Here is an 18,744-nt window from a genome sequence, read left to right as displayed (position 1 = left end):
ATTCGCATGCTACGCCTGTTTGGCGCGCTTGCCCAGAGGGCCGCGCCAGCAAGCTGAATTGGCTGTGCCTTGCCGCCCCGGCCCAGTTGCGAACCGGCTGGCGGTGACACATAGTCCATTGATTGCGAGTAGAATTTCGTAGCCCGTACACAGGGGGTTCGATGAATTGGCAGGGCAGGATTGCGGTAAGATTTCGCGTGTGGGTCGGGGTCCGCCGGGACCATGGCTGACCTCCTGCGCGGCAGCGAGGGTCTGCTGCCTTTCATCCCGCTGGCGCTGATCGTGGTGAACTTCGTCACCATCGCACTGTTCTATCTCGACAAGCGCAGCGCGATCGCGGGCGCGCGACGGGTGCCCGAAGCGCGGCTGCTGTCATGGGCGGCGATGGGCGGCACGCCCGGCGCATTCCTTGCCCGGCACCTGTTCCGGCACAAGACGCGCAAGGAGCCTTTCACGACCCGGCTTCAGCTGATTGCCGTGGTGCAGGTCGGGCTGCTGATCGGCGTGGCCCTGTGGTAAGCCCGATCGCGGGCCACGCCGGATAGCAGCTTCAGCGCAGGTCGGGCGCGCTCGCCTCGCCCTTCAGCATGACGATGGCTTCGTCGAGCGAGCAGAATTTCTGTTCCTTTTCGCCCAGCGTACGAATGGCGACAGTGCCTTCCTCCGCTTCGCGCTTACCCACGACCAGCAGGTGCGGGACCTTGGCAAGGCTGTGTTCGCGCACCTTGTAATTGATCTTCTCATTGCGAAGATCGCTTTCGACGCGGATGCCCGCCGCCTGCAGCTTGGCGACCACTTCGTTCGCGTAATCGTCGGCGTCCGAAACGATGGTCGCGACCACCGCCTGCACGGGGGCCAGCCACACGGGCAGCTTGCCGGCGAAATGCTCGATCAGAATGCCGATGAAGCGTTCGTAGGACCCGAAGATCGCGCGGTGCAGCATGACCGGGCGGTGCTTCTCGCCATCCTCGCCGACATAGGTCGCGTCGAGGCGTTCGGGCAGCACGCGGTCCGACTGGATCGTGCCCACCTGCCAGGTGCGGCCGATGGCGTCGGTCAGGTGCCATTCCAGCTTGGGCGCATAGAACGCGCCTTCGCCGGGGAGTTCCTCCCAGCCATATTCCTCGGTGGCGAGGCCCGCTTCCTTCACCGCGTTGCGCAGCTCGTCCTCGGCCTTGTCCCAGTCGGCTTCGCTGCCGAAACGCTTTTCGGGGCGCAGGGCCAGCTTGATCGAATAGGTGAAGCCGAAATCCTTGTAGACCCGGTCGGCCAGTTCGCAGAAGGCGCGCACTTCGGCCACGATCTGGTCCTCGCGGCAGAAGATATGCGCATCGTCCTGCGTGAACTGCCGTACGCGCATCAGCCCGTGGAGCGCGCCGTGCGGCTCGTTCCGGTGGCAGCAGCCGTTTTCATACAGGCGGATCGGCAGTTCGCGATAGCTGGTGATGCCCTGTTTGAAGACCAGCACATGGGCCGGGCAGTTCATCGGCTTCAGCGCCATCCAGTCGGCTTCGCCCGAAATGACGTCGCCCTCGTCTTCCACGTTCGGAACCTCGTCGGGCACCACGAACATGTTTTCGCGATATTTGCCCCAGTGGCCCGATTTTTCCCACTGCCGCGCGTCCATCACCTGCGGGGTCTTGATCTCCTGATATCCGGCCCCGTCGATGGCGCGGCGCATATATGCTTCCAGCTCGCGCCAGACCTTATAGCCATTGGGATGCCAGAAGACGGAGCCATGCGCCTCTTCCTGCAAATGGAACAGGTCCATCTCGCGCGCCAGCTTGCGGTGGTCGCGCTTGGCGGCCTCTTCCAGCCGCGTGAGGTGCGCGTTCAGCTGCTTTCTATTCAGCCAGCCGGTGCCATAGATACGCGTGAGCTGCGCATTCTTCTGATCGCCGCGCCAGTAAGCACCGGCAACGCGCATCAGCTTGAACGCCTGCGGGTCGAGCTTGCCCGTCGAAGGCAGATGCGGGCCCCGGCACATATCGAGCCATGCGCCTTCACTGCTTGGCTGGCCCGACCAGTACACGGTCAGTTCCTCGCCCTCGGGCAGTTCGGCGGCCCATTCGGCCTTGAACTTCTCGCCTTGCGCATTCCAGCGGTCGATCAGCTGCTGGCGCGACCAGACTTCGCGGACCAGCGGCTTGTCGGCCTTGATGATCTCGCGCATCTTTTCCTCGATGGCGGGAAGATCGTCCATGCTGAACGGCTCGCGGCCCTCGGGCGCCATCACGTCATAATAGAAACCGTCGTCGGTCGCCGGGCCAAAGGTGATCTGCGTGCCGGGCCACAGCGCCTGCACCGCCTCTGCCAGCACATGGGCGAAATCGTGGCGGGCGAGCTCCAGCGCCTCGTCCTCGTCGCGGCTCGTCACCAACGCCAGCTCGGCATCGCCCGCGAAGGGACGGGTCAGGTCGACCAACTCGCCATCGACGCGCGCGGCGATCGCCGCCTTGGCAAGGCCGGGGCCGATCGCGGCAGCGACATCGGCGGGGGTCGACCCTTCCGGCATCTCGCGCACCGAACCGTCGGGCAGGCTGATCTTCACAAGTTCCGTCATCGCAATCGTCTTCGCTCAAATTACCTTAGCGCCGCGCTTTGGCACAGGCGCGCGCGCACCGGAAGGGGCGGCGTCAGTCTTATTTCAGCGGAAACCGGGAGGAGACGCCATCCGCCCGGACCCCCGGGCGGCAGCTGGCCTTAACGCAGGACCAACCGCCCCGGGGCGAGCCGGGTGCCGGTAGTGGTCGTAGTGGTGCGCTGCGTTGCCATGGGCACGGCGTTAGCACCCAATCCCGGGCAAGTCATTGCTCAATACTGCCAAGGTCACGCGACATTGTGTCATGCTTGCTTGACACGAGGCGCGAATCTGTCTAGTTCCCTTTACATCGAAGCAAGGAGACTTGACCATGACACGCAAGACCGCATTCCTCTGGGGCGCCGCCATCCTGATGGTCGCGCTCCTCAACATCATCGATATTCTGCCCGACTGGGCGACCTTTGCCGCCGTGCTGACCCTGCCGCTGATGGCAACGTGGCGCTGCGCCCCCCGCCGCCGCGATGGAGAACGGTCGTGAACGCCGCCACCACGCCGCGTTCGAAACCGGGCCTGTGGCTGGGGCTGTTTTTTGCCGCCATCGCGGTGATCGCCGTGCTCAAGACCACCGCGGCAATCAATCCGGGCACCGCCTATATGCTGCTGGCCGGATCGTTCTGCCTGCTCGTTCCCTTCGTGCGCGCCACGCGCCGCAATCGCGGCGCCTGCTCCAGCCCGGCAGCGGCGCGCTATACGAAGGGAATCGCGATCAGCTCCGCCCTTTATGTCGCGGGGCTGGGCATCGCGGTTTACCTTGATAACCGCATGGAACTAGAGGGGACGGCGGGCTTCCTCGTCGCGCTCCTCCCCGTGCTGCCGATCTTCGGCATGATCTGGGTGATGGCGCGGTACCTGATGGAAGAGACCGACGAATATCTGCGCCATCTCGCCATGATCGGGGCACTGTGCGGGCTTGGGCTGGTGCTGGGAGTCGGCTCATTCTGGGGTTTTCTCGAAACCTTCGGCATGGTGCCGCATGTGCCGGGCTGGTGGGCGGTGCCGATCTGGGCCGTGGGCATGGGGCTTGGCCGCGCCTTCATGTCGATGCGCGACCGCGCCGGGGCCGACGAATGAAAAACCGCCTCAAGGTCCTGCGCGCCGAACGCGACTGGAGCCAGCAGCACCTGGCCGACGAGCTGGGCGTATCGCGCCAGTCGGTGAACGCGATCGAGACAGGGAAATACGATCCCTCGCTCCCGCTAGCCTTTCGCATCGCTGCCTTGTTCGACATGCGGATAGAGGAGATATTTACTCCCGACGACTGATCCATTTCCGCTACACTTTTCCCAACTGCATTAACCCTTTGCTTGACTTGTCCGGTTACAGAAGTGACTTGTCTGATCGGACAGGGTCACAACGGGGGTATCAATGGACAGTATGGGAACCGGCCCCGCCTTTGGCGGACCGGATGGTGGGGAACCGTGGCATGAGGAACCTGCCGCGCCCGAAACCGCTTTCGCTTTCGAAGGCAACTGGCGCGATTTCGCGAAGATCGCCTTCACCAATCTCCTGCTGACCATCGTCACGCTGGGAATCTATCGTTTCTGGGCGACAACGCGCGAACGGCAATATCTGTGGTCGCGCACCCGCTTTATCGACGACCACCTCGAATGGACGGGACGGGGCAAGGAACTGTTCTTCGGCTTCCTGCTGGCCACCGTCCTCATCATCCTGCCCTTCGCGCTGATCAACATGATCACGCAGGGGCTGATCTTCCGCGGGAACGAGGGGGTCGCCGCCGGCGTATTCATCGCCTCGTTCCTCGTATTGTTCTATTTCTCGGGCGTCGCCCGCTTTCGCGCGCTGCGCTATCGGCTTGGCCGCACCCATTGGCGCGGCATTCGCGGGGGCAGCTATGACCAGGGGTTCAAATACGGCCTCTCCCACATGTGGAAATACACGGTGGGCTATCTCGCGCTGGGCCTGATGGTGCCATGGGCGATGGTGTCGCTGTGGAATGAGCGGTGGAGCGCCATGAGCTTCGGCCAGCTTTCCTTCCGCAGTGAGGCTGATTTCTCGCCGCTGATGAAGCGTTACCTGCTGGTCTATCTCGCGCCTTTCGTCCTGTTCATTGCCATGTTCGCCCTTTTGGCCGCAGTGACCTTCGGGTTTGGGGGGATGGAGAACGAGAACACCGCGCTTGGCATCACGGTTGCCGCGCTGACGGTCATCCTGATGGTCGGCGTATATGCGGGCTGGGGCATCGTCTATCTCGCCTTTTATGCCAAATACATGCGCATCGTGATAGGTGAGATGAAGCTGGGCGAGAATATCGAGTTCGGCTTCCACGCCAGCACGAAGGACTGGCTGAAGCTGATCGCGGTCGACATCGGGCTGGTGCTGGTGACGCTGGGCGTGGGCTATATCTTCCTCACCTATCGCCACTGGAAGTTCTTCATCACCCATCTCGAAGCCTATGGCGAGGTCGATCCCGATGCGCTGACGCAGTCGGAAACGCCGATGTCGAAACATGGCGAGGGTCTGCTCGACGCTTTTGACATGGGCGCGATCTAAGGATGACGGAACCCGTCCGGGCAAGCTGGTACGACGGCCTCACCGCGCGCAAGCGGGAGGGTGAGGCCGTCCTTTCAGGTACGCAGCTATTGCTCCACGAAGATGGCGGGGACGAAACCGCCATCACCCTGAGCGAACTGCGCTTTCATGAGAAAAAGGCCGAAGGGCCGGTATACACGCTCGACCACAACACCGGCTTCCGTCTGCGTTTGCATGGGGAGGTGCCGGGCGACATGGCCGCGCGCCTGCCTTCGGGCCAGCTTTACGGCCACTGGATCGACCGGCTGGGCCTGCCCAAGGCTGCGGCCCTGTTCGCCGTTGTCAGCGCCGCCGCGCTGGCCGCGGTCTATACGCTGCCAGCATGGCTGGGCCCGATGATCCCGCAATCGTGGGAGCGCAAGATGGGCGATGCGATGCTGGGCGACATGAACAATGTCGTGTGCCACTCACCCGCAGGCGACAAGGCGCTGGCAAGGCTGGTGAACGAGATCGATCCGGGCCGCCCCGTCACCCGCGTCGATGTTGCCAATATCGACATGGTCAATGCCGTCGCGCTGCCAGGCGGGCGGGTACTGATCTTCGACGGGCTGATCCAGGGCGCGAAGAGCGCTGACGAAGTGGCCGGCGTATTGGCGCATGAAATCGGCCATGTGCGCGAACGCCACGTGATGCAGGCGCTCTTGCGCCAGTTCGGCCTGTCGCTTTTGCTGGGCGGGGCCAATTCCGATATCGGCTCGACCGTCTTCGGCCTTGCCTCCACCAGCTATACAAGATCGGCAGAGGCGGAGGCGGACGATTACGCGCGTGAACGGCTGGATGATGCCAATATCTCGCCCGAGGCGACAGCCGGCTTCTTCCGCTGGCTCAGCGAAAAGGGCGAAGGGCCGAGCTGGGTGAGCTATATCTCCAGCCACCCCGCCCCGTCGGACCGGCAGGAAAAGTTCGAAGCTGCGATCGAAGAAGGCCGCGACTATCGCCCCGCCCTGACGCCCGATGAATTCGCCGCGCTGGAAACCATGTGCGAGGATGACCCCGATGTGGAGGAATTCGGTTTCTGACCGGATCATAACGCGCTAGGGCAATGGTCGCATGGCCACGACCCGCCTCGCGGGTATATGCAGGATCGCAGCATGACCGAACCGCTCAACCCACCCGTTTCGCGCAGCCCCGGCCCCGATGGCACCAGCATTGCCCACCGCCGGCTCGATGGCGAAGGGCCGCTGATCGTTTTCCTCCCCGGCTATATGTCCGACATGAAAGGGTCGAAAGCGACCGCCGTGATGGAATGGGCCAAGGCAGGTGGCAGATCCTGCCTGCTGCTCGATTATTCGGGCTGCGGCGCCAGTGCCGGACGCTTTGCCGATGGCACACTGTCGAAATGGCAGGCAGAGGTGATGCAGCTGATCGACGAAGCGGGTGCGGCAACGGCAGACAGGCCGGTGCTGCTGATCGGATCGTCGATGGGCGGTTGGCTGATGTTGCTGATCGCCCGCGAAATCGCCGAGACGCGCGGCGATGCGGCATTGGCGGGATTGATCGGCATTGCGGCGGCACCCGATTTTACCGTCTGGGGCTTTGAGGATGCGCAGCGCGCGCAGCTGGCGGCGGGCAAGCCGTTTTACGAAAACAATCCCTACGGTCCCGAACCCACGCCCTATCACCCCGGCTTCTTCGCCGATGCCGAAGCGCGGCTGGTGCTGGAAGAGACCTTGCCGATCCATGCGCCCGTGCGCTTGCTGCACGGACAGAACGATGCGGACGTGCCATGGGAAACCGCCTTGCGCCTCGCTCACAGTCTTGAAAGCGAGAATGTGCGCATGTGCCTTGTGAAGGATGGCGATCATCGCCTGTCGCGCGATCAGGATATCGCCATGCTGCTGACCGCGCTCGCCGAACTGCTGGGCTAAAGGGTTTCAAGCTGCTGCCCGCTCCCCATATCGGGGCGCATGACCCTTCTATCCGTACTCGATTTCGCATCGATCCCCGAAGGCGGGAGCGCATCCGACGCCCTTGCCAATAGCGCCCGCCTTGCCGCCCATGCCGAGGCTGAGGGCTATCACCGTTTCTGGCTGGCCGAACATCACGCCATGCCCGGCATCGCGTCCAGCGCGGTATCGGTCTGCCTTGCCCATGTCGGCCATGCGACCAGCCGCATCCGCATCGGCGCGGGCGGGATCATGCTGCCGAATCACAATCCCTTCGTGATCGCCGAACAATTCGGCACGCTGGATGCATTGTTTCCGGGCCGCATCGACCTCGGCCTTGGCCGCGCGCCCGGCGCCGACAGCCGGATCGGCCGCATGCTGAGGAAGGACCTGCACGCCGCCGCCGAATATTTCCCGCAAGACGTCGTCGAACTTCAGGCATTGTTCGCGGGCGATGAAGGGCTGCCGCTGCCAGCCATTCCGGGCTTGGGCGCGAAAATCGAGATGTGGGTGCTCGGCTCCAGCCTGTTCGGCGCGCAGCTCGCGGCAAAGCTGGGCCTGCCCTATGCCTTTGCCGCCCATTTCGCGCCGACCCATCTGGACGAGGCGCTGCGCCTTTACCGCCAGCGCTTCGAACCCTCGGACCTATTGGACAGGCCTCATGTCATGGTCGGCACCACCGCCTATGCCGCAGAGACGAGCGAGGAGGCCTATCTCCTCGCCTCTTCCATGGACCAGAGCTTTATCGCGCTGCGCACCGGCAGACCGGGCAAGCTGCCCCCGCCCGTCCCCGGCTATCGCGACAGCCTGCCCCCGCAGGCCGCCGCCCAGCTGCGCGGCACACGCGAGGTGAGCGCCATAGGCACGCCTGTCGAAGTCGCCGAAAAACTGTCCGCCATCATCGCCCGCACCGGCGCGGATGAGCTGGTGCTGGCGGGTAATACGTTCGACACCGATGCCCGCATCCGGTCGCTGTCACTGACGATGGAGGCGATGCGCGCCGCAGCGCCTGCGTGATGGCTGCACGTCGCGGCTTGCAATCCACCCCCGGCTTGGCCTAGCCCCTGCGCCGAACGGCCCGGTCGGACAGACCGGGGGGAGAGGCCTGACAAAGGATCGGTATGAGCCAAGCAGATGTCATAATCGTCGGCGCCGGACACGGGGGCGCCGCAGCCGCTCTCGCGCTGCGCCAGCAGGGTTTCGAGGGTTCCATCGCCCTGATCGGACGCGAAAAGGAACCGCCCTACGAACGCCCGCCGCTTTCCAAGGAATATCTGGCGCGCGAGAAGGAATTCGAGCGCCTTTATATCCGTCCGCCCCATTTCTGGGAGGAAAAGGACGTCCAGCTCATTCTCGGCACCTCGGTCACCGAGATCGAGCCGATGGGCAAGACGGTCAAGCTCTCCAATGGCGAGCAGATGGGATACGACCATCTGATCTGGGCCGCCGGCGGCGATGCGCGGCGCCTGTCGTGTTCGGGCGCCGACCTGACCGGTGTGCATGCCGTGCGCACCCGCGCCGATGCCGACCGCATGATGGCCGAAATCGATGCCGGCGCGAAACGCTGCGTCGTGATCGGCGGCGGCTATATCGGGCTGGAAGCGGCAGCCGTGCTCCGGAAGCTCGACATCGAGGTCGTGCTGATCGAGATGCTCGACCGCGTGCTGGCGCGCGTCGCGGGTGAAGAGCTCTCGCGCTTCTATGAAAAGGAGCACCGCGACCACGGCGTGAATATCATGCTGGAAACCGGCGTCGACTGCATCCTGGGCGATAGCGAGAAGGTCACCGGCGTGAAGCTGTCCGACGGCAACGAGATTCCCGCCGACATGGTGATCGTGGGCATCGGCATCGTGCCGTGCATCGGCCCGCTGATCATGGCCGGGGCGACCGGCGCCAATGGCGTCGACGTCGATGAATTCTGCCGCACCTCGCTGGATGACGTCTATGCCATCGGCGACTGCGCGGCCCATGCCAACGACTATGCCGATGGCGCGGTGATCCGGCTGGAATCGGTGCAGAACGCCAATGACATGGCCAAGGTCGTGGCGCAGAAGATCTGCGGCGAAAAGGTCCCGTATAAGGCGACGCCATGGTTCTGGTCGAACCAGTACGATCTGAAGCTGCAGACCGTGGGTCTTTCTATCGGCCATGACCGCACGGTGCTGCGCGGCGATCCTGCCGAACGCAGCTTCTCGATCATCTATCTGCGCGATGGCAAGGTCGTGGCGCTCGATTGCGTCAACAAGGTCAAGGATTACGTGCAGGGCAAGAAGCTGGTCGACCGCCATGCGGTGATTGATCCGGAACTGCTTGCCGACAATGACGTGCCGCTAAAGGCGATGGCCGAGGGCTAATCGGCCAGTTCCGCCAGCGCCCAGCGCGCAGCCTCTGCCACCACCGGGTCGGGATCGCCGGTCAATTCGGCGACCGGCCCGGTCAGCGCCCTGTCCCCGCTGTTTCCCGCCGCGATCAGGCAATTTCGCACGAACCGGTCCCGCCCGATCCGCTTGATCGGAGAGCCGGAGAACAGCGCGCGAAATCCGGCATCGTCGAGCGCCAATAGTTCGTTCAACCGCGGCGCGACCAGTTCGGCGCGCGGCAGGAAGGCGCGATTGGCCTGCGCATCCTGCGCAAAGCTGTTCCACGGGCATACCGCCAGGCAATCGTCGCAGCCATATATCCGGTTGCCCATGGCGCGGCGGAATTCATGCGGGATCTCGCCCTTGTGCTCGATCGTTAGATAGGAAATGCAGCGCCGTGCATCCAGCTGGCGCGGTGCGGGAAAGGCCTGCGTCGGACAGGCGTCCAGACACGCGCTGCATGATCCGCAGCGATCGGGATGCGGATCGTCCGGCGCGAATTCCAGCGTGGTGTAGATCGCGCCCAGAAAGAGCCAGCTGCCGTGGGTACGGCTGACGAGATTGGTGTGCTTGCCCTGCCAGCCGATGCCCGCCGCCTCTCCCAGCGGCTTTTCCATGACAGGCGCGGTGTCGACAAACACCTTCACGCCGATTTCCTCCCCCGGAGCTTCCAGCCCCCTGCGCCGCGCCTCTGCCACCAGCCAGCCGGCCAGCCGCTTCAGCGCGCCCTTTACAACGTCGTGATAATCGCGCCCCTGCGAATAGACCGAGATGCGGCCGCGATCGGGGTGCCCCTCCAGCTTCAGCGGATCGTTCACCGGCGCATAGCTCATGCCCAATGCGATCACCGATCTGGCCTCGGGCCACAGCACCTGAGGCGCGGCGCGCTGATCGGCCCGGCCCTCCATCCATTCCATCGCCCCGTGGCGGCCATCGTCCAGCCATTCGTGCAGGCGGGCGGCGCGCACGGGATCGGTTCCGGCGCTTGCGATGCCGATGCTTGCAAAGCCCTCCTGCGCCGCGCGCTTCATAAGCGCTTGCCTTAGCTTGGCGAGCCTGTCAGCCCCGTCGACGTTCAATGCCTTAACCTTATCTTGCAAGTTGGCGGTCCATGGCGTCTCTTCACGCCGGCCGTGGAAAACGGGCGGAATGCCGGACCATCCGCCCGCCGCGAAAGCGAAGCCGGGAGATTCTAGTTGCAACAGGCGATGACACAAGAACCCTTCTCCGGCGAATTCACCGCTGCTCCGCAAATCGCAACCGACAGCCGCCCGCTTGCCATAGAGGCGAAGGGCCTGGTGAAGCGCTTCGACGGCACTCTGGCGGTCGATGGCGTCGACATCGCTGTGCCCGAGGGGTCGATTTTCGGCATCCTTGGCCCCAATGGCGCGGGCAAGACCACGACATTGCGCATGTTGCTGGGCATCATCGACCCCGATGAAGGAACCCGCAGCGTGCTGGGGAGCGACGATCCGCACCGTCTTGCGAACCGCATCGGCTATCTGCCCGAGGAACGCGGCCTGTATCCCGCGATGAAGGCGGTCGACGCCATCGCCTTTGTCGGCGCATTGCGCGGCCTGTCGGTAAAGGAAGGGCGCAAGCGCGGGCTCGAAATCCTTGAAGCGCATGGCTTTGGCCATATCGCCCAGCGCCAAATCCGCGCCATGTCGAAGGGGCAGGCGCAGACGGTGCAATTGCTGGCGACACTGGTCCACGATCCCGCGCTGGTCGTGCTGGACGAGCCGTTCTCGGGCCTCGACGCGATCAGTCAGGGAAAGCTTGAACGGACCATCCGTGGCCTTGCCGAAAAGGGCACCACGGTGATTTTCTCCACCCATGTCCTCGCGCATGCCGAACGGCTTTGCGAACGTATCGCCATCATCGCTGGGGGCAAGGTGCCGTTTCATGGCCTTGTCTCCACCGCGCGCGACCGCTTGCCTCCGCAGGTTCATCTGGAGACACGCGAGCGGGACGGACCATGGCGCACTGCCCTGCCCGCCCATGCGGAGCCGCAGATCAAGGCGACAGGCGGGGCGCTGTGGAACTTCTCGCTGGAAGACGGCGGCGTCGAACCACTGCTTACCGCATTGGTGGAGGGCAAGGCCGGGATACAGGCGCTCTCCATCGAACGGGCGGGTCTGCACGATGCATTTGTCGCCATCGCGGGCGAGGCTGCCGCCAAGCAGCTTGACGAAGAAACCGGGCTGGCCGCCATGAACACGGCGGAGGCCAGCTGATGAAAGGTCGCATGGGCAAGATCCTCACCATCGCGCGGCGTGATTTCCGTGCGATCCTGTTCAGCCGGTCGTTCCTGTTCTTTATCCTCGGCCCGCTTTTCCCGGTGGTCGTCGCATCCATGGCCGGCGGCATCGGTGCCAGCGTGCAGGGCGCGGCCGGGCCCGCGCGCATCGGCGTTGCCATGGCCGACACTGATACCGCGATGGTCACGGAGGCGCGGGCCGCGCTCAATCAGCCGCTGCCGCGGCTGCCGGGCACTATCGTCCTCGACCGCCCGGCCAATTCTCCGCAAGAGGTGAGCGCCATCCTGAAAGACGGGGCAGGCCAGGGGGTCGCCGCCGTGCTTTCGGGCACGCTCGACGATCCGGTGCTCTCCGGCCCGCAACCGCGCATCGCGGCATGGAGCGGCGATGTTTCCCTGCTGGTGGAAGAGGCGCGCCGGATCAGCGCCACAGGTCCGGGGCAGGCACGCCAATGGCCCGAAATCGGCCTGCGCCCCGTGGCCCAGCCCAGTCAGGTCGACCAGACCGGCGGCCGCATCCGCACCGCTCAGGCGGCGCAGACCCTGCTGTTCATCCTGACCATGCTGCTGGCGGGCATGGTGCTATCCAATCTCGTCGAGGAAAAGGCGAACAAGATCATCGAGGTGCTGGCCGCCGCCGTGCCGATGGATTCGGTATTTTTCGGCAAGCTGCTGGCCATGCTGGGCGTCAGCTTTGTCGGCATCTCGATCTGGGGCGGCGTTGCGGCGCTGGTGATCGTGGCGGGCGGCGCGTCGGTCGCTTTCCTGTCTGCACCTGCCGTCGGCTGGCCGCTGTTCATGGCGCTGGGCGCGATATATTTCGCCTGCGCCTATCTGCTGCTGGGATCGCTCTTTCTCACCATCGGCGGCCTCGCCGCGACGGTGCGCGAGGTGCAGACCTTGTCGATGCCTGTCACCATGGCGCAGCTCCTCGTGTTCTTCCTCGCTTCCTATTCGCTGGGCCAGCAGGGGCAGCCCGTCGAACTGGCCGCAGCGCTCTTTCCGTTCTCCTCGCCCTTTGCCATGCTGGCACGGGCGGCGACCGATGGGGCGTTATGGCCGCATCTGCTGGCGATAGGGTGGCAGGCCCTGTGGGTGGTGATCATCGTTCGCACGGGCGCAACATTGTTTCGCCGCACGGTCATGAAATCAGGCCCCCGCGGAACGAAGCGTGGATTGTTCAGGATGCTGCACCAGTCGACCCGCTCGTTCAGGCAGGCATAAGGCGAAAGGTGCTATCCCACCGGAATGTTGAAAGATCGCCGATCCGTCATGAACCTGCTGCTGGCAGGTGCCGCCGCGCCGTTCATCGGCGCATGTTCGGGCCGCGCCGAGGCGCGCGAAGACTTTCCCTTCAAGCTGAGCGAAGCGCAATGGCGCAAGCGCCTGACGCGCGAGGAATTTCGCATTCTTCGCGAAGCGGGTACTGAGCGGCCCTATACGTCGCCCCTCAATAAGGAAAAGCGCGCAGGCATCTTCGCCTGTGCCGGCTGCGGCCATCACACGTTCTCGTCGAAAACCAAATATGAGAGCGGCACCGGCTGGCCCAGCTTTTGGAAGCCGCTGAAAGGTGGGGTCGGGACCAGCACCGATTACAAGATCGGCTATCCGCGCACAGAGATCCACTGCGCCAATTGCGGCGGCCATCTGGGCCATGTCTTCAACGACGGGCCCAAACCCACCGGAAAGCGTTATTGCATGAATGGCGCGGCACTGGATTTCATTCCGGCCTGAGCCTAGAGGCAATAGTCTATTGCCGGAACTGGCTTTATTCCTTCCGGTTAGGCTAAGGACCTCTTCCGAGCATGGGTGAGGCTTTGGTCGACTCATGCAAACTTCACGGCTAGAACAGAATGATGACTGCCGAACCGGCCCAGACGAAACCCGAAACGCCCCTTCTCGACACGGTGGATACGCCCGCTGACCTGCGTAGACTTGCGCCGGAGCAGTTGCGGCAGCTTGCCGACGAGCTCAGGAGCGAGATGATCGATGCCGTCGGGACGACCGGCGGGCATCTGGGATCGGGGCTTGGCGTGGTCGAGCTGACGACGGCGCTGCATTACGTGTTCAACACGCCCGATGACCGGCTGGTCTGGGACGTCGGCCATCAGGCCTATCCCCACAAGATCCTGACCGGCAGGCGCGACCGCATCCGCACATTGCGGCAGGGCGGCGGGTTGTCCGGCTTTACCAAGCGGAGCGAAAGCGAATACGATCCGTTCGGCACGGCGCATAGCTCTACCTCGATCAGCGCGGCACTGGGTTTCGCCATGGCGAACAAGATGACCGGCGCAGAGGGTAAGGCCATTGCGGTGATCGGCGATGGCGCGATGAGCGCGGGCATGGCCTATGAGGCGATGAACAATGCCGAGCAGGCGGGCAATCGCCTGATCGTCATCCTCAACGATAATGACATGTCGATCGCGCCGCCGGTTGGCGGGCTGTCGACCTATCTTGCCCGTCTCGTGTCGTCGGGCCGCTTCCTTGGCCTGCGCGAACTTGCGCGCAAATTCGCGCGCAAGCTGCCGCGCCCCCTGCATGTCGCGGCGCGCAAGACCGACGAATTTGCCCGCGGCATGGCCATGGGCGGCACCTTGTTCGAAGAGCTGGGCTTCTACTACGTCGGCCCCATCGACGGGCATGACCTCGACGCGCTGGTCCCCGTGCTGGAGAACGTGCGCGATGCCGCCGAAGGTCCGTGCCTGATCCATGTCGTCACGCAAAAGGGCAAGGGCTATGGCCCCGCCGAGCAGTCGGCGGACAAGTATCACGGCGTCCAGAAATTCAACGTCGTCACCGGCGAGCAGAAGAAATCGACCGCCAGCGCGCCCAAATATCAGGACGTGTTCGGCAAGACCCTGGCGAAGCTGGCGGACGAAGACGCGACCATCTGCGCCATCACCGCCGCCATGCCGGGCGGCACGGGCGTGGACCTTTTTGCCAAGGCGCATCCAGACCGCAGCTTTGACGTCGGCATCGCCGAACAGCACGCGGTGACATTCGCCGCAGGGCTGGCTGCGCAGGGCATGAAGCCGTTCTGCGCGATCTATTCGACTTTCCTGCAACGCGCCTTCGATCAGGTCGTGCATGATGTCGCGATCCAGAACCTGCCGGTTCGCTTCGCCATCGACCGTGCCGGGCTGGTGGGCGCTGACGGAGCGACCCATGCGGGCAGCTTCGACGTGACCTATCTCGCCACGCTGCCCAATCTCGTCGTGATGGCCGCGGCGGACGAGGCGGAGCTGGCGCATATGACCTACACCGCCGCCTGCCATGACAGCGGGCCGATCGCCTTCCGCTATCCGCGCGGCAACGGCACCGGGGTGGCGATGCCGGAGGTGCTGGAGAACCTGCCCATCGGCAAGGGCCGCATCGTGCGCGAAGGTTCGAAGGTCGCCATCCTGTCGCTGGGCACCCGTCTGGCAGAGGCTGAGAAGGCCGCCGACCAGCTCGATGCCAAGGGCCTTTCGACCACCGTTGCCGACATGCGTTTCGCCAAGCCGCTGGACGAGGAACTGATCCGCAAGCTGATCGCCACGCATGATGTGGTGCTCACGATCGAGGAAGGCTCCATCGGCGGTCTGGGCGCGCATGTTCTGACCATGGCGAGCGACGAGGGCCTGACCGACACCGGCCTCAAGATCCGCACGATGCGCCTGCCCGACGTGTTTCAGGATCATGACGCCCCCGACAAGCAATATGACGAGGCGGGCCTCAACGCCCCGAATATCGTCGACACGGTGCTGAAGGCGCTGCGCCACAATAGCGCGGGCGTAGAGGAAGCGCGGGCTTGATCGCCTGGGTTTTCGCCGGTGTCTGCCTGATCTTTTATCTCGGCGGGGCATGGTTCTTCGGTAGCCGGGCCAGAGGGCGCAAGGTCGCAGAACTGCTGGGGCGGCGCGCCAACCCCACGCGGGATGAATTTGTCGCAATGATGACCGTTAATGCACGCCCGGACGTGGCCGCTTTCTTGTGGGACGCGCTTCAGCTGTATTACCGGCCCGAACTCACACCGCACCCCGATGACGATCTGGTCGGTGACCTGCTGATCGATCCGGATGAGCCCGAAGACTGGGTCATGGATTATTGCCACCGCTTCGCGATCTCGGCGCAGGAATTGCCAAAATGGGGCGAGGAACACCGGGTCACCCCGCGCAATCTGGGGCGTTATCTTGCGACCCTGCCGCGTTAGCCGACCCACCGCCACACGCCCGCCGGGATCCCGCCCAACGGCAGGTGCAGCCAGCTGATCGCCAGCCATAACGCCAGCGATACCAGCCACATCACCGGCCGGATCTGCCCCAGCTGCGACAATTGCGGGAAATAGCTGGTCTTGCCCGCCCAGACTTTCCAGCCCTCGCCTAGGAATTCGCGCTTCTTGTGATCTTGTGCGGCGCTGCCACCCAATGCCAGCACGATCATCGCCCCCATAAAGAACAATGTGCGCAAATCAGGCGCCAGCAAGATATGCGACAGCGCCCATAGCGCGATGCCCCACATAACCGGGTGGCGCGTGACGGCAAAGGCGCCATCGGCTTCGCGTGTAGCGGCAAGTTCCTCCCCGTTGGGCGAAGGCGCCGCCGGATTGCGCATGATGCCGCCTGTCAGCAGCAGCAAGGCAAGGAAAGTCAGCACCATGGCGGCGATCCATGCCCACAGATCATGCGGCGGCCAGGCATAGGGTCCGTCCAGCCAAACGTGATGAAAGCGACCAGCGAATAGATGGCGGTAAAGGCCATTTTCCCCAGCCACCCCATCAGCGGGCGGCGGAACTGGTGCGACAGGATCACGTGGCTGCCGACGAAAACGATCGCGGCAGACAATAGGAACGACTGTCTCAGGTCCATATCGCTCTCCCTTACGGAGTCGGCCTAAACCTCAATCACGTGCGGGATGCATCCCGCCTGCCTGCGGCTCGCCCAGTTCGTCCTCGCCCGCCAGAGCATCTTCGGGCCGGTCTTCCAGCGTGTCGATATGCATCAGCCGTTTGACGAAGGGCGCGACCAGAATGACGACGACACCAATGCCCACGACCCACCAGCCGATGGTGCCATAGACATCGACCGTGCCCTGCCGCGTCATCTCACCGTCCTCACCCCCGGTGGCGCGGCCGATCATGCCGGCGACGAAATTGCCGCCTGCGGTCGCGAAGAACCAGGCCCCCATGATGAAGCTGGCAAGATGCTTGGGCGACAGCCGGTTCATGGCCGACAGGCCCACCGGAGACAGGCACAGCTCACCCATGGTGTGCAGCCAGTAGATGAGGAGGATGAAAAGCGCCGAGACCTTTGCCGCATCGCCTGCGGCGCTGTCGCCCCAGACCAGCGCCACGAAGCCGAGGCCGACAAGGATCAGGCCATAGCCGAATTTCGCGGGGGCCGACGGCTCGATGCCCTTATGACCCAAGGTGCGCCACAGCCATGCCAGCACCGGCGCGAACAGCACGATGAAGATCGCGTTGACCGACTGGAACAAGGATGCCGGAATACCGCCGCGATCGACGAAGCGGTCGGTGAAGAGATTGAGCGATCCGCCCGCCTGTTCGAACAGGCCCCAGAAGATCGGCTGAAACGCCAGCAGGAAGATGATCGCGAAAATGCGGTCGCGCGCCTGCTTCTCCAGCTTGAACGCCTCGTAAAGCATGTACAGCAGCAGCAACCCGCCCGAGACGAGCAGCAGCCCGCCCACGACCGACTGGTACTGGATGAGGAGCCACAGCGCGCCGACGGCGACGGTGCCGATGGCATACATGGTCCACTCGGTACCCTTGGCCAGCGGTGCGGGCGGTTCGCCCTTGCCGTTTAGCGCAGGCTTCCCGAACCAGAACACGATCAGCCCGATCACCATGCCGATCCCGGCAAGGCCGAAGCCATAGCCCCAGCCGATCGTCTCACCCAGATAGCCGACGAGGATCGAACCCAGCGCCGCGCCCACGTTGATGCCCATGTAGAAGATCGAATAGGCCCCGTCGCGGCGTTCGTCGGTCAGGCGATAGAGCTGGCCGACGATGACCGAGATATTGGCCTTGAGGAAACCCGAACCGACGATGATGAAGGCAAGCGCCAGCCAGAAGACATTGACCGCAGGGCTGCTCTGATAGCCTGAGCCATCGCCCTCCACCGCCATTAGCAAATGACCCATCGCCAGCAGGAAACCGCCGAATACGACGGCTTTCCTCTGCCCCAGGAAGCGATCGGCCAGATAGCCGCCCAGCACCGGGGTGATATAGACGAGCGAGGTATAGGCCCCGTAGATGATGTTCGCATCGCCATCCGAAAACAGCCAATGCTTGGTCAGATACAGGATCAGGATGGCGCGCATGCCGTAATAGGAAAAACGCTCCCACATCTCGGCATAAAAGAGGACGAACAGCCCGCGCGGATGCCCGACGACCTCTTCGCTGCGCTTGGCGGCGATAACGCCGCCGATGGCCAGAACCGCGAACAGGGCGACAGCCGCGATAGCCGCGACCCAGTCACCCTCGTTCCAGGCTGCAATATCTTTCATATGGGATCCCGTTTCCTGTCCTTATGGCGCGCGACCCTAACCGCCAAGGCGCGCAAGGAAAGGGGTTATTTGCAATTGTTACCGGTTTTGCCGGTGCTTCCGCCGCGATTGGGGCCGCTTTCGCCGTGCTTGCCCGATGCGGTGTGTTATGCCAGTATTACGCCTATGCCCAAAGCGACCGGACCACAGGCGACGCGCCCCGTCTATCTCAAGCTTCGCGACGAGATCGTGGCCGCGATCCTGACCGGGCGTTTCGCCGAAGGGGATCTGCTCCCCTCGGTCCGCGCCTTTGCTGCCGAACACGGGGCCAACCCGCTGACCGTGGCGAAAGCCTATCAGCAATTTCAGGACGATGGCCATATCGCCGTGCGCCGGGGCATCGGGGTGGAGCTGCTGCCCGGCGCCCGGGCCGCCCTGCTTTCGGCAGAGCGCGCGCAGTTCCTGACCGATGACTGGCCCGCGATTCGCCAGCGCATGGCGCTCCTCGATCTCGATCCGGCAGAGCTGATGGCGAATGTTGAGGCGGCGGACGCAGGCCGATCCGCCGAGATCGCCACGCAAAACTGATCTGCCGCAAAG

General features: G+C 64.0%; 18 protein-coding genes and 1 pseudogene. 15 read left to right on the top strand and 4 right to left on the bottom strand.

What is annotated here, in order from left to right; all coding sequences use genetic code 11:
- Positions 1-222 precede the first annotated feature (222 nt).
- The gene (locus A9D13_RS11845; protein WP_066773724.1) at positions 223-519 is read left to right on the top strand and encodes a DUF1294 domain-containing protein; all 297 of its coding nucleotides are present in this window, start codon (positions 223-225) and stop codon (positions 517-519) included.
- Positions 520-550: 31 nt separating this feature from the next.
- Here the strand turns inward: A9D13_RS11845 and thrS are convergent, their stop codons facing one another.
- On the bottom strand, positions 551-2,563 hold the full coding sequence (thrS, locus tag A9D13_RS11840) for a threonine--tRNA ligase (RefSeq protein WP_066773722.1): 2,013 nt from the start codon (positions 2,561-2,563) through the stop codon (positions 551-553).
- 349 nt (positions 2,564-2,912) lie between these two features.
- Here thrS and A9D13_RS20515 point away from each other — a divergent pair, with 349 nt between their 5' ends.
- From A9D13_RS20515 to A9D13_RS11805, 8 genes are all read left to right on the top strand, one after another.
- On the top strand, positions 2,913-3,080 hold the full coding sequence (locus A9D13_RS20515) for a hypothetical protein (RefSeq protein WP_156522020.1): 168 nt from the start codon (positions 2,913-2,915) through the stop codon (positions 3,078-3,080).
- On the top strand, positions 3,077-3,673 hold the full coding sequence (locus tag A9D13_RS11835; RefSeq protein WP_066773720.1) for a hypothetical protein: 597 nt from the start codon (positions 3,077-3,079) through the stop codon (positions 3,671-3,673). Before A9D13_RS20515 ends, A9D13_RS11835 begins: the two co-directional genes overlap by 4 nt.
- A complete protein-coding gene (locus A9D13_RS11830) occupies positions 3,670-3,864 on the top strand; it encodes a helix-turn-helix transcriptional regulator (RefSeq protein ID WP_066773718.1) in 195 nt (64 codons plus the stop codon). Before A9D13_RS11835 ends, A9D13_RS11830 begins: the two co-directional genes overlap by 4 nt.
- A 103-nt stretch (positions 3,865-3,967) precedes the next feature.
- The gene (locus tag A9D13_RS11825; protein ID WP_229665251.1) at positions 3,968-5,113 is read left to right on the top strand and encodes a YjgN family protein; all 1,146 of its coding nucleotides are present in this window, start codon (positions 3,968-3,970) and stop codon (positions 5,111-5,113) included.
- A 2-nt stretch (positions 5,114-5,115) separates the two neighbouring features.
- Positions 5,116-6,171 (top strand): M48 family metallopeptidase, encoded by a 1,056-nt coding sequence (locus A9D13_RS11820; protein ID WP_066773714.1) that lies wholly within the window; start codon positions 5,116-5,118, stop codon positions 6,169-6,171.
- Positions 6,172-6,243: 72 nt separating this feature from the next.
- Complete coding sequence (locus A9D13_RS11815) at positions 6,244-7,020, top strand: alpha/beta hydrolase (RefSeq protein ID WP_066774123.1); 777 nt, start codon at positions 6,244-6,246, stop codon at positions 7,018-7,020.
- A gap of 39 nt (positions 7,021-7,059) precedes the next feature.
- Positions 7,060-8,055, top strand: a complete 996-nt coding sequence (locus A9D13_RS11810; RefSeq protein ID WP_066773713.1) for an LLM class flavin-dependent oxidoreductase — start codon at positions 7,060-7,062, stop codon at positions 8,053-8,055.
- 104 nt (positions 8,056-8,159) lie between these two features.
- Positions 8,160-9,392 (top strand): NAD(P)/FAD-dependent oxidoreductase, encoded by a 1,233-nt coding sequence (locus tag A9D13_RS11805; RefSeq protein WP_066773711.1) that lies wholly within the window; start codon positions 8,160-8,162, stop codon positions 9,390-9,392.
- Here A9D13_RS11805 and queG read toward each other — a convergent pair.
- Entirely contained in the window at positions 9,389-10,429 is a 1,041-nt protein-coding gene (gene queG, locus A9D13_RS11800) for a tRNA epoxyqueuosine(34) reductase QueG (protein ID WP_066773709.1), read from the bottom strand. The genes A9D13_RS11805 and queG overlap by 4 nt on opposite strands.
- Positions 10,430-10,606: 177 nt before the next feature.
- Between queG and A9D13_RS11795 the strand changes: the two genes are divergently transcribed.
- The 5 genes from A9D13_RS11795 (at position 10,607) to A9D13_RS11775 (ending at position 15,850) form a co-directional block, all read left to right on the top strand.
- Positions 10,607-11,635, top strand: coding sequence for an ABC transporter ATP-binding protein (locus A9D13_RS11795; protein ID WP_082922317.1), 1,029 nt, complete (start codon positions 10,607-10,609; stop codon positions 11,633-11,635).
- Complete coding sequence (locus tag A9D13_RS11790) at positions 11,635-12,882, top strand: ABC transporter permease (RefSeq protein WP_066773706.1); 1,248 nt, start codon at positions 11,635-11,637, stop codon at positions 12,880-12,882. The genes A9D13_RS11795 and A9D13_RS11790 overlap by 1 nt, the downstream gene beginning before the upstream one ends.
- Before the next feature lie 24 nt (positions 12,883-12,906).
- Positions 12,907-13,392, top strand: coding sequence for a peptide-methionine (R)-S-oxide reductase MsrB (msrB, locus tag A9D13_RS11785; protein ID WP_066773704.1), 486 nt, complete (start codon positions 12,907-12,909; stop codon positions 13,390-13,392).
- A gap of 122 nt (positions 13,393-13,514) precedes the next feature.
- On the top strand, positions 13,515-15,452 hold the full coding sequence (dxs, locus tag A9D13_RS11780; protein WP_066774119.1) for a 1-deoxy-D-xylulose-5-phosphate synthase: 1,938 nt from the start codon (positions 13,515-13,517) through the stop codon (positions 15,450-15,452).
- Complete coding sequence (locus tag A9D13_RS11775; RefSeq protein ID WP_066773702.1) at positions 15,449-15,850, top strand: hypothetical protein; 402 nt, start codon at positions 15,449-15,451, stop codon at positions 15,848-15,850. The genes dxs and A9D13_RS11775 overlap by 4 nt, the downstream gene beginning before the upstream one ends.
- Here the strand turns inward: A9D13_RS11775 and A9D13_RS11770 are convergent.
- Both A9D13_RS11770 and A9D13_RS11765 read right to left on the bottom strand, forming a co-directional pair.
- Positions 15,847-16,505: pseudogene (locus A9D13_RS11770) on the bottom strand (NnrU family protein). The gene A9D13_RS11775 and the pseudogene A9D13_RS11770 overlap by 4 nt on opposite strands.
- Positions 16,506-16,536: 31 nt before the next feature.
- Positions 16,537-18,165 (bottom strand): peptide MFS transporter, encoded by a 1,629-nt coding sequence (locus A9D13_RS11765; protein ID WP_066773700.1) that lies wholly within the window; start codon positions 18,163-18,165, stop codon positions 16,537-16,539.
- Between the two features lie 165 nt (positions 18,166-18,330).
- Here A9D13_RS11765 and A9D13_RS11760 point away from each other — a divergent pair, with 165 nt between their 5' ends.
- On the top strand, positions 18,331-18,732 hold the full coding sequence (locus A9D13_RS11760) for a GntR family transcriptional regulator (protein ID WP_066773698.1): 402 nt from the start codon (positions 18,331-18,333) through the stop codon (positions 18,730-18,732).
- Positions 18,733-18,744: the final 12 nt, after the last annotated feature.

It is taken from the genome of Croceicoccus mobilis (assembly GCF_001661965.1).
GTDB classification, from domain to species: domain Bacteria; phylum Pseudomonadota; class Alphaproteobacteria; order Sphingomonadales; family Sphingomonadaceae; genus Croceicoccus; species Croceicoccus mobilis.
This window is presented reverse-complemented; position numbering and strand designations above follow the sequence as displayed.

Excerpts from the sequence above, each read along its gene's own strand:
- A9D13_RS11845 (WP_066773724.1), top strand. The coding sequence starts at position 223 with ATGGCTGACCTCCTGCGCGGCAGCGAGGGTCTGCTGCCTTTCATCCCG.
- thrS (WP_066773722.1), bottom strand. The coding sequence starts at position 2,563 with ATGACGGAACTTGTGAAGATCAGCCTGCCCGACGGTTCGGTGCGCGAG.
- A9D13_RS20515 (WP_156522020.1), top strand. The coding sequence starts at position 2,913 with ATGACACGCAAGACCGCATTCCTCTGGGGCGCCGCCATCCTGATGGTC.
- A9D13_RS11830 (WP_066773718.1), top strand. The coding sequence starts at position 3,670 with ATGAAAAACCGCCTCAAGGTCCTGCGCGCCGAACGCGACTGGAGCCAG.
- A9D13_RS11825 (WP_229665251.1), top strand. The coding sequence starts at position 3,968 with ATGGACAGTATGGGAACCGGCCCCGCCTTTGGCGGACCGGATGGTGGG.
- A9D13_RS11820 (WP_066773714.1), top strand. The coding sequence starts at position 5,116 with ATGACGGAACCCGTCCGGGCAAGCTGGTACGACGGCCTCACCGCGCGC.
- A9D13_RS11815 (WP_066774123.1), top strand. The coding sequence starts at position 6,244 with ATGACCGAACCGCTCAACCCACCCGTTTCGCGCAGCCCCGGCCCCGAT.
- A9D13_RS11810 (WP_066773713.1), top strand. The coding sequence starts at position 7,060 with ATGACCCTTCTATCCGTACTCGATTTCGCATCGATCCCCGAAGGCGGG.
- A9D13_RS11805 (WP_066773711.1), top strand. The coding sequence starts at position 8,160 with ATGAGCCAAGCAGATGTCATAATCGTCGGCGCCGGACACGGGGGCGCC.
- queG (WP_066773709.1), bottom strand. The coding sequence starts at position 10,429 with ATGAAGCGCGCGGCGCAGGAGGGCTTTGCAAGCATCGGCATCGCAAGC.
- A9D13_RS11795 (WP_082922317.1), top strand. The coding sequence starts at position 10,607 with ATGACACAAGAACCCTTCTCCGGCGAATTCACCGCTGCTCCGCAAATC.
- A9D13_RS11790 (WP_066773706.1), top strand. The coding sequence starts at position 11,635 with ATGAAAGGTCGCATGGGCAAGATCCTCACCATCGCGCGGCGTGATTTC.
- msrB (WP_066773704.1), top strand. The coding sequence starts at position 12,907 with ATGTTGAAAGATCGCCGATCCGTCATGAACCTGCTGCTGGCAGGTGCC.
- dxs (WP_066774119.1), top strand. The coding sequence starts at position 13,515 with ATGACTGCCGAACCGGCCCAGACGAAACCCGAAACGCCCCTTCTCGAC.
- A9D13_RS11765 (WP_066773700.1), bottom strand. The coding sequence starts at position 18,165 with ATGAAAGATATTGCAGCCTGGAACGAGGGTGACTGGGTCGCGGCTATC.
- A9D13_RS11760 (WP_066773698.1), top strand. The coding sequence starts at position 18,331 with ATGCCCAAAGCGACCGGACCACAGGCGACGCGCCCCGTCTATCTCAAG.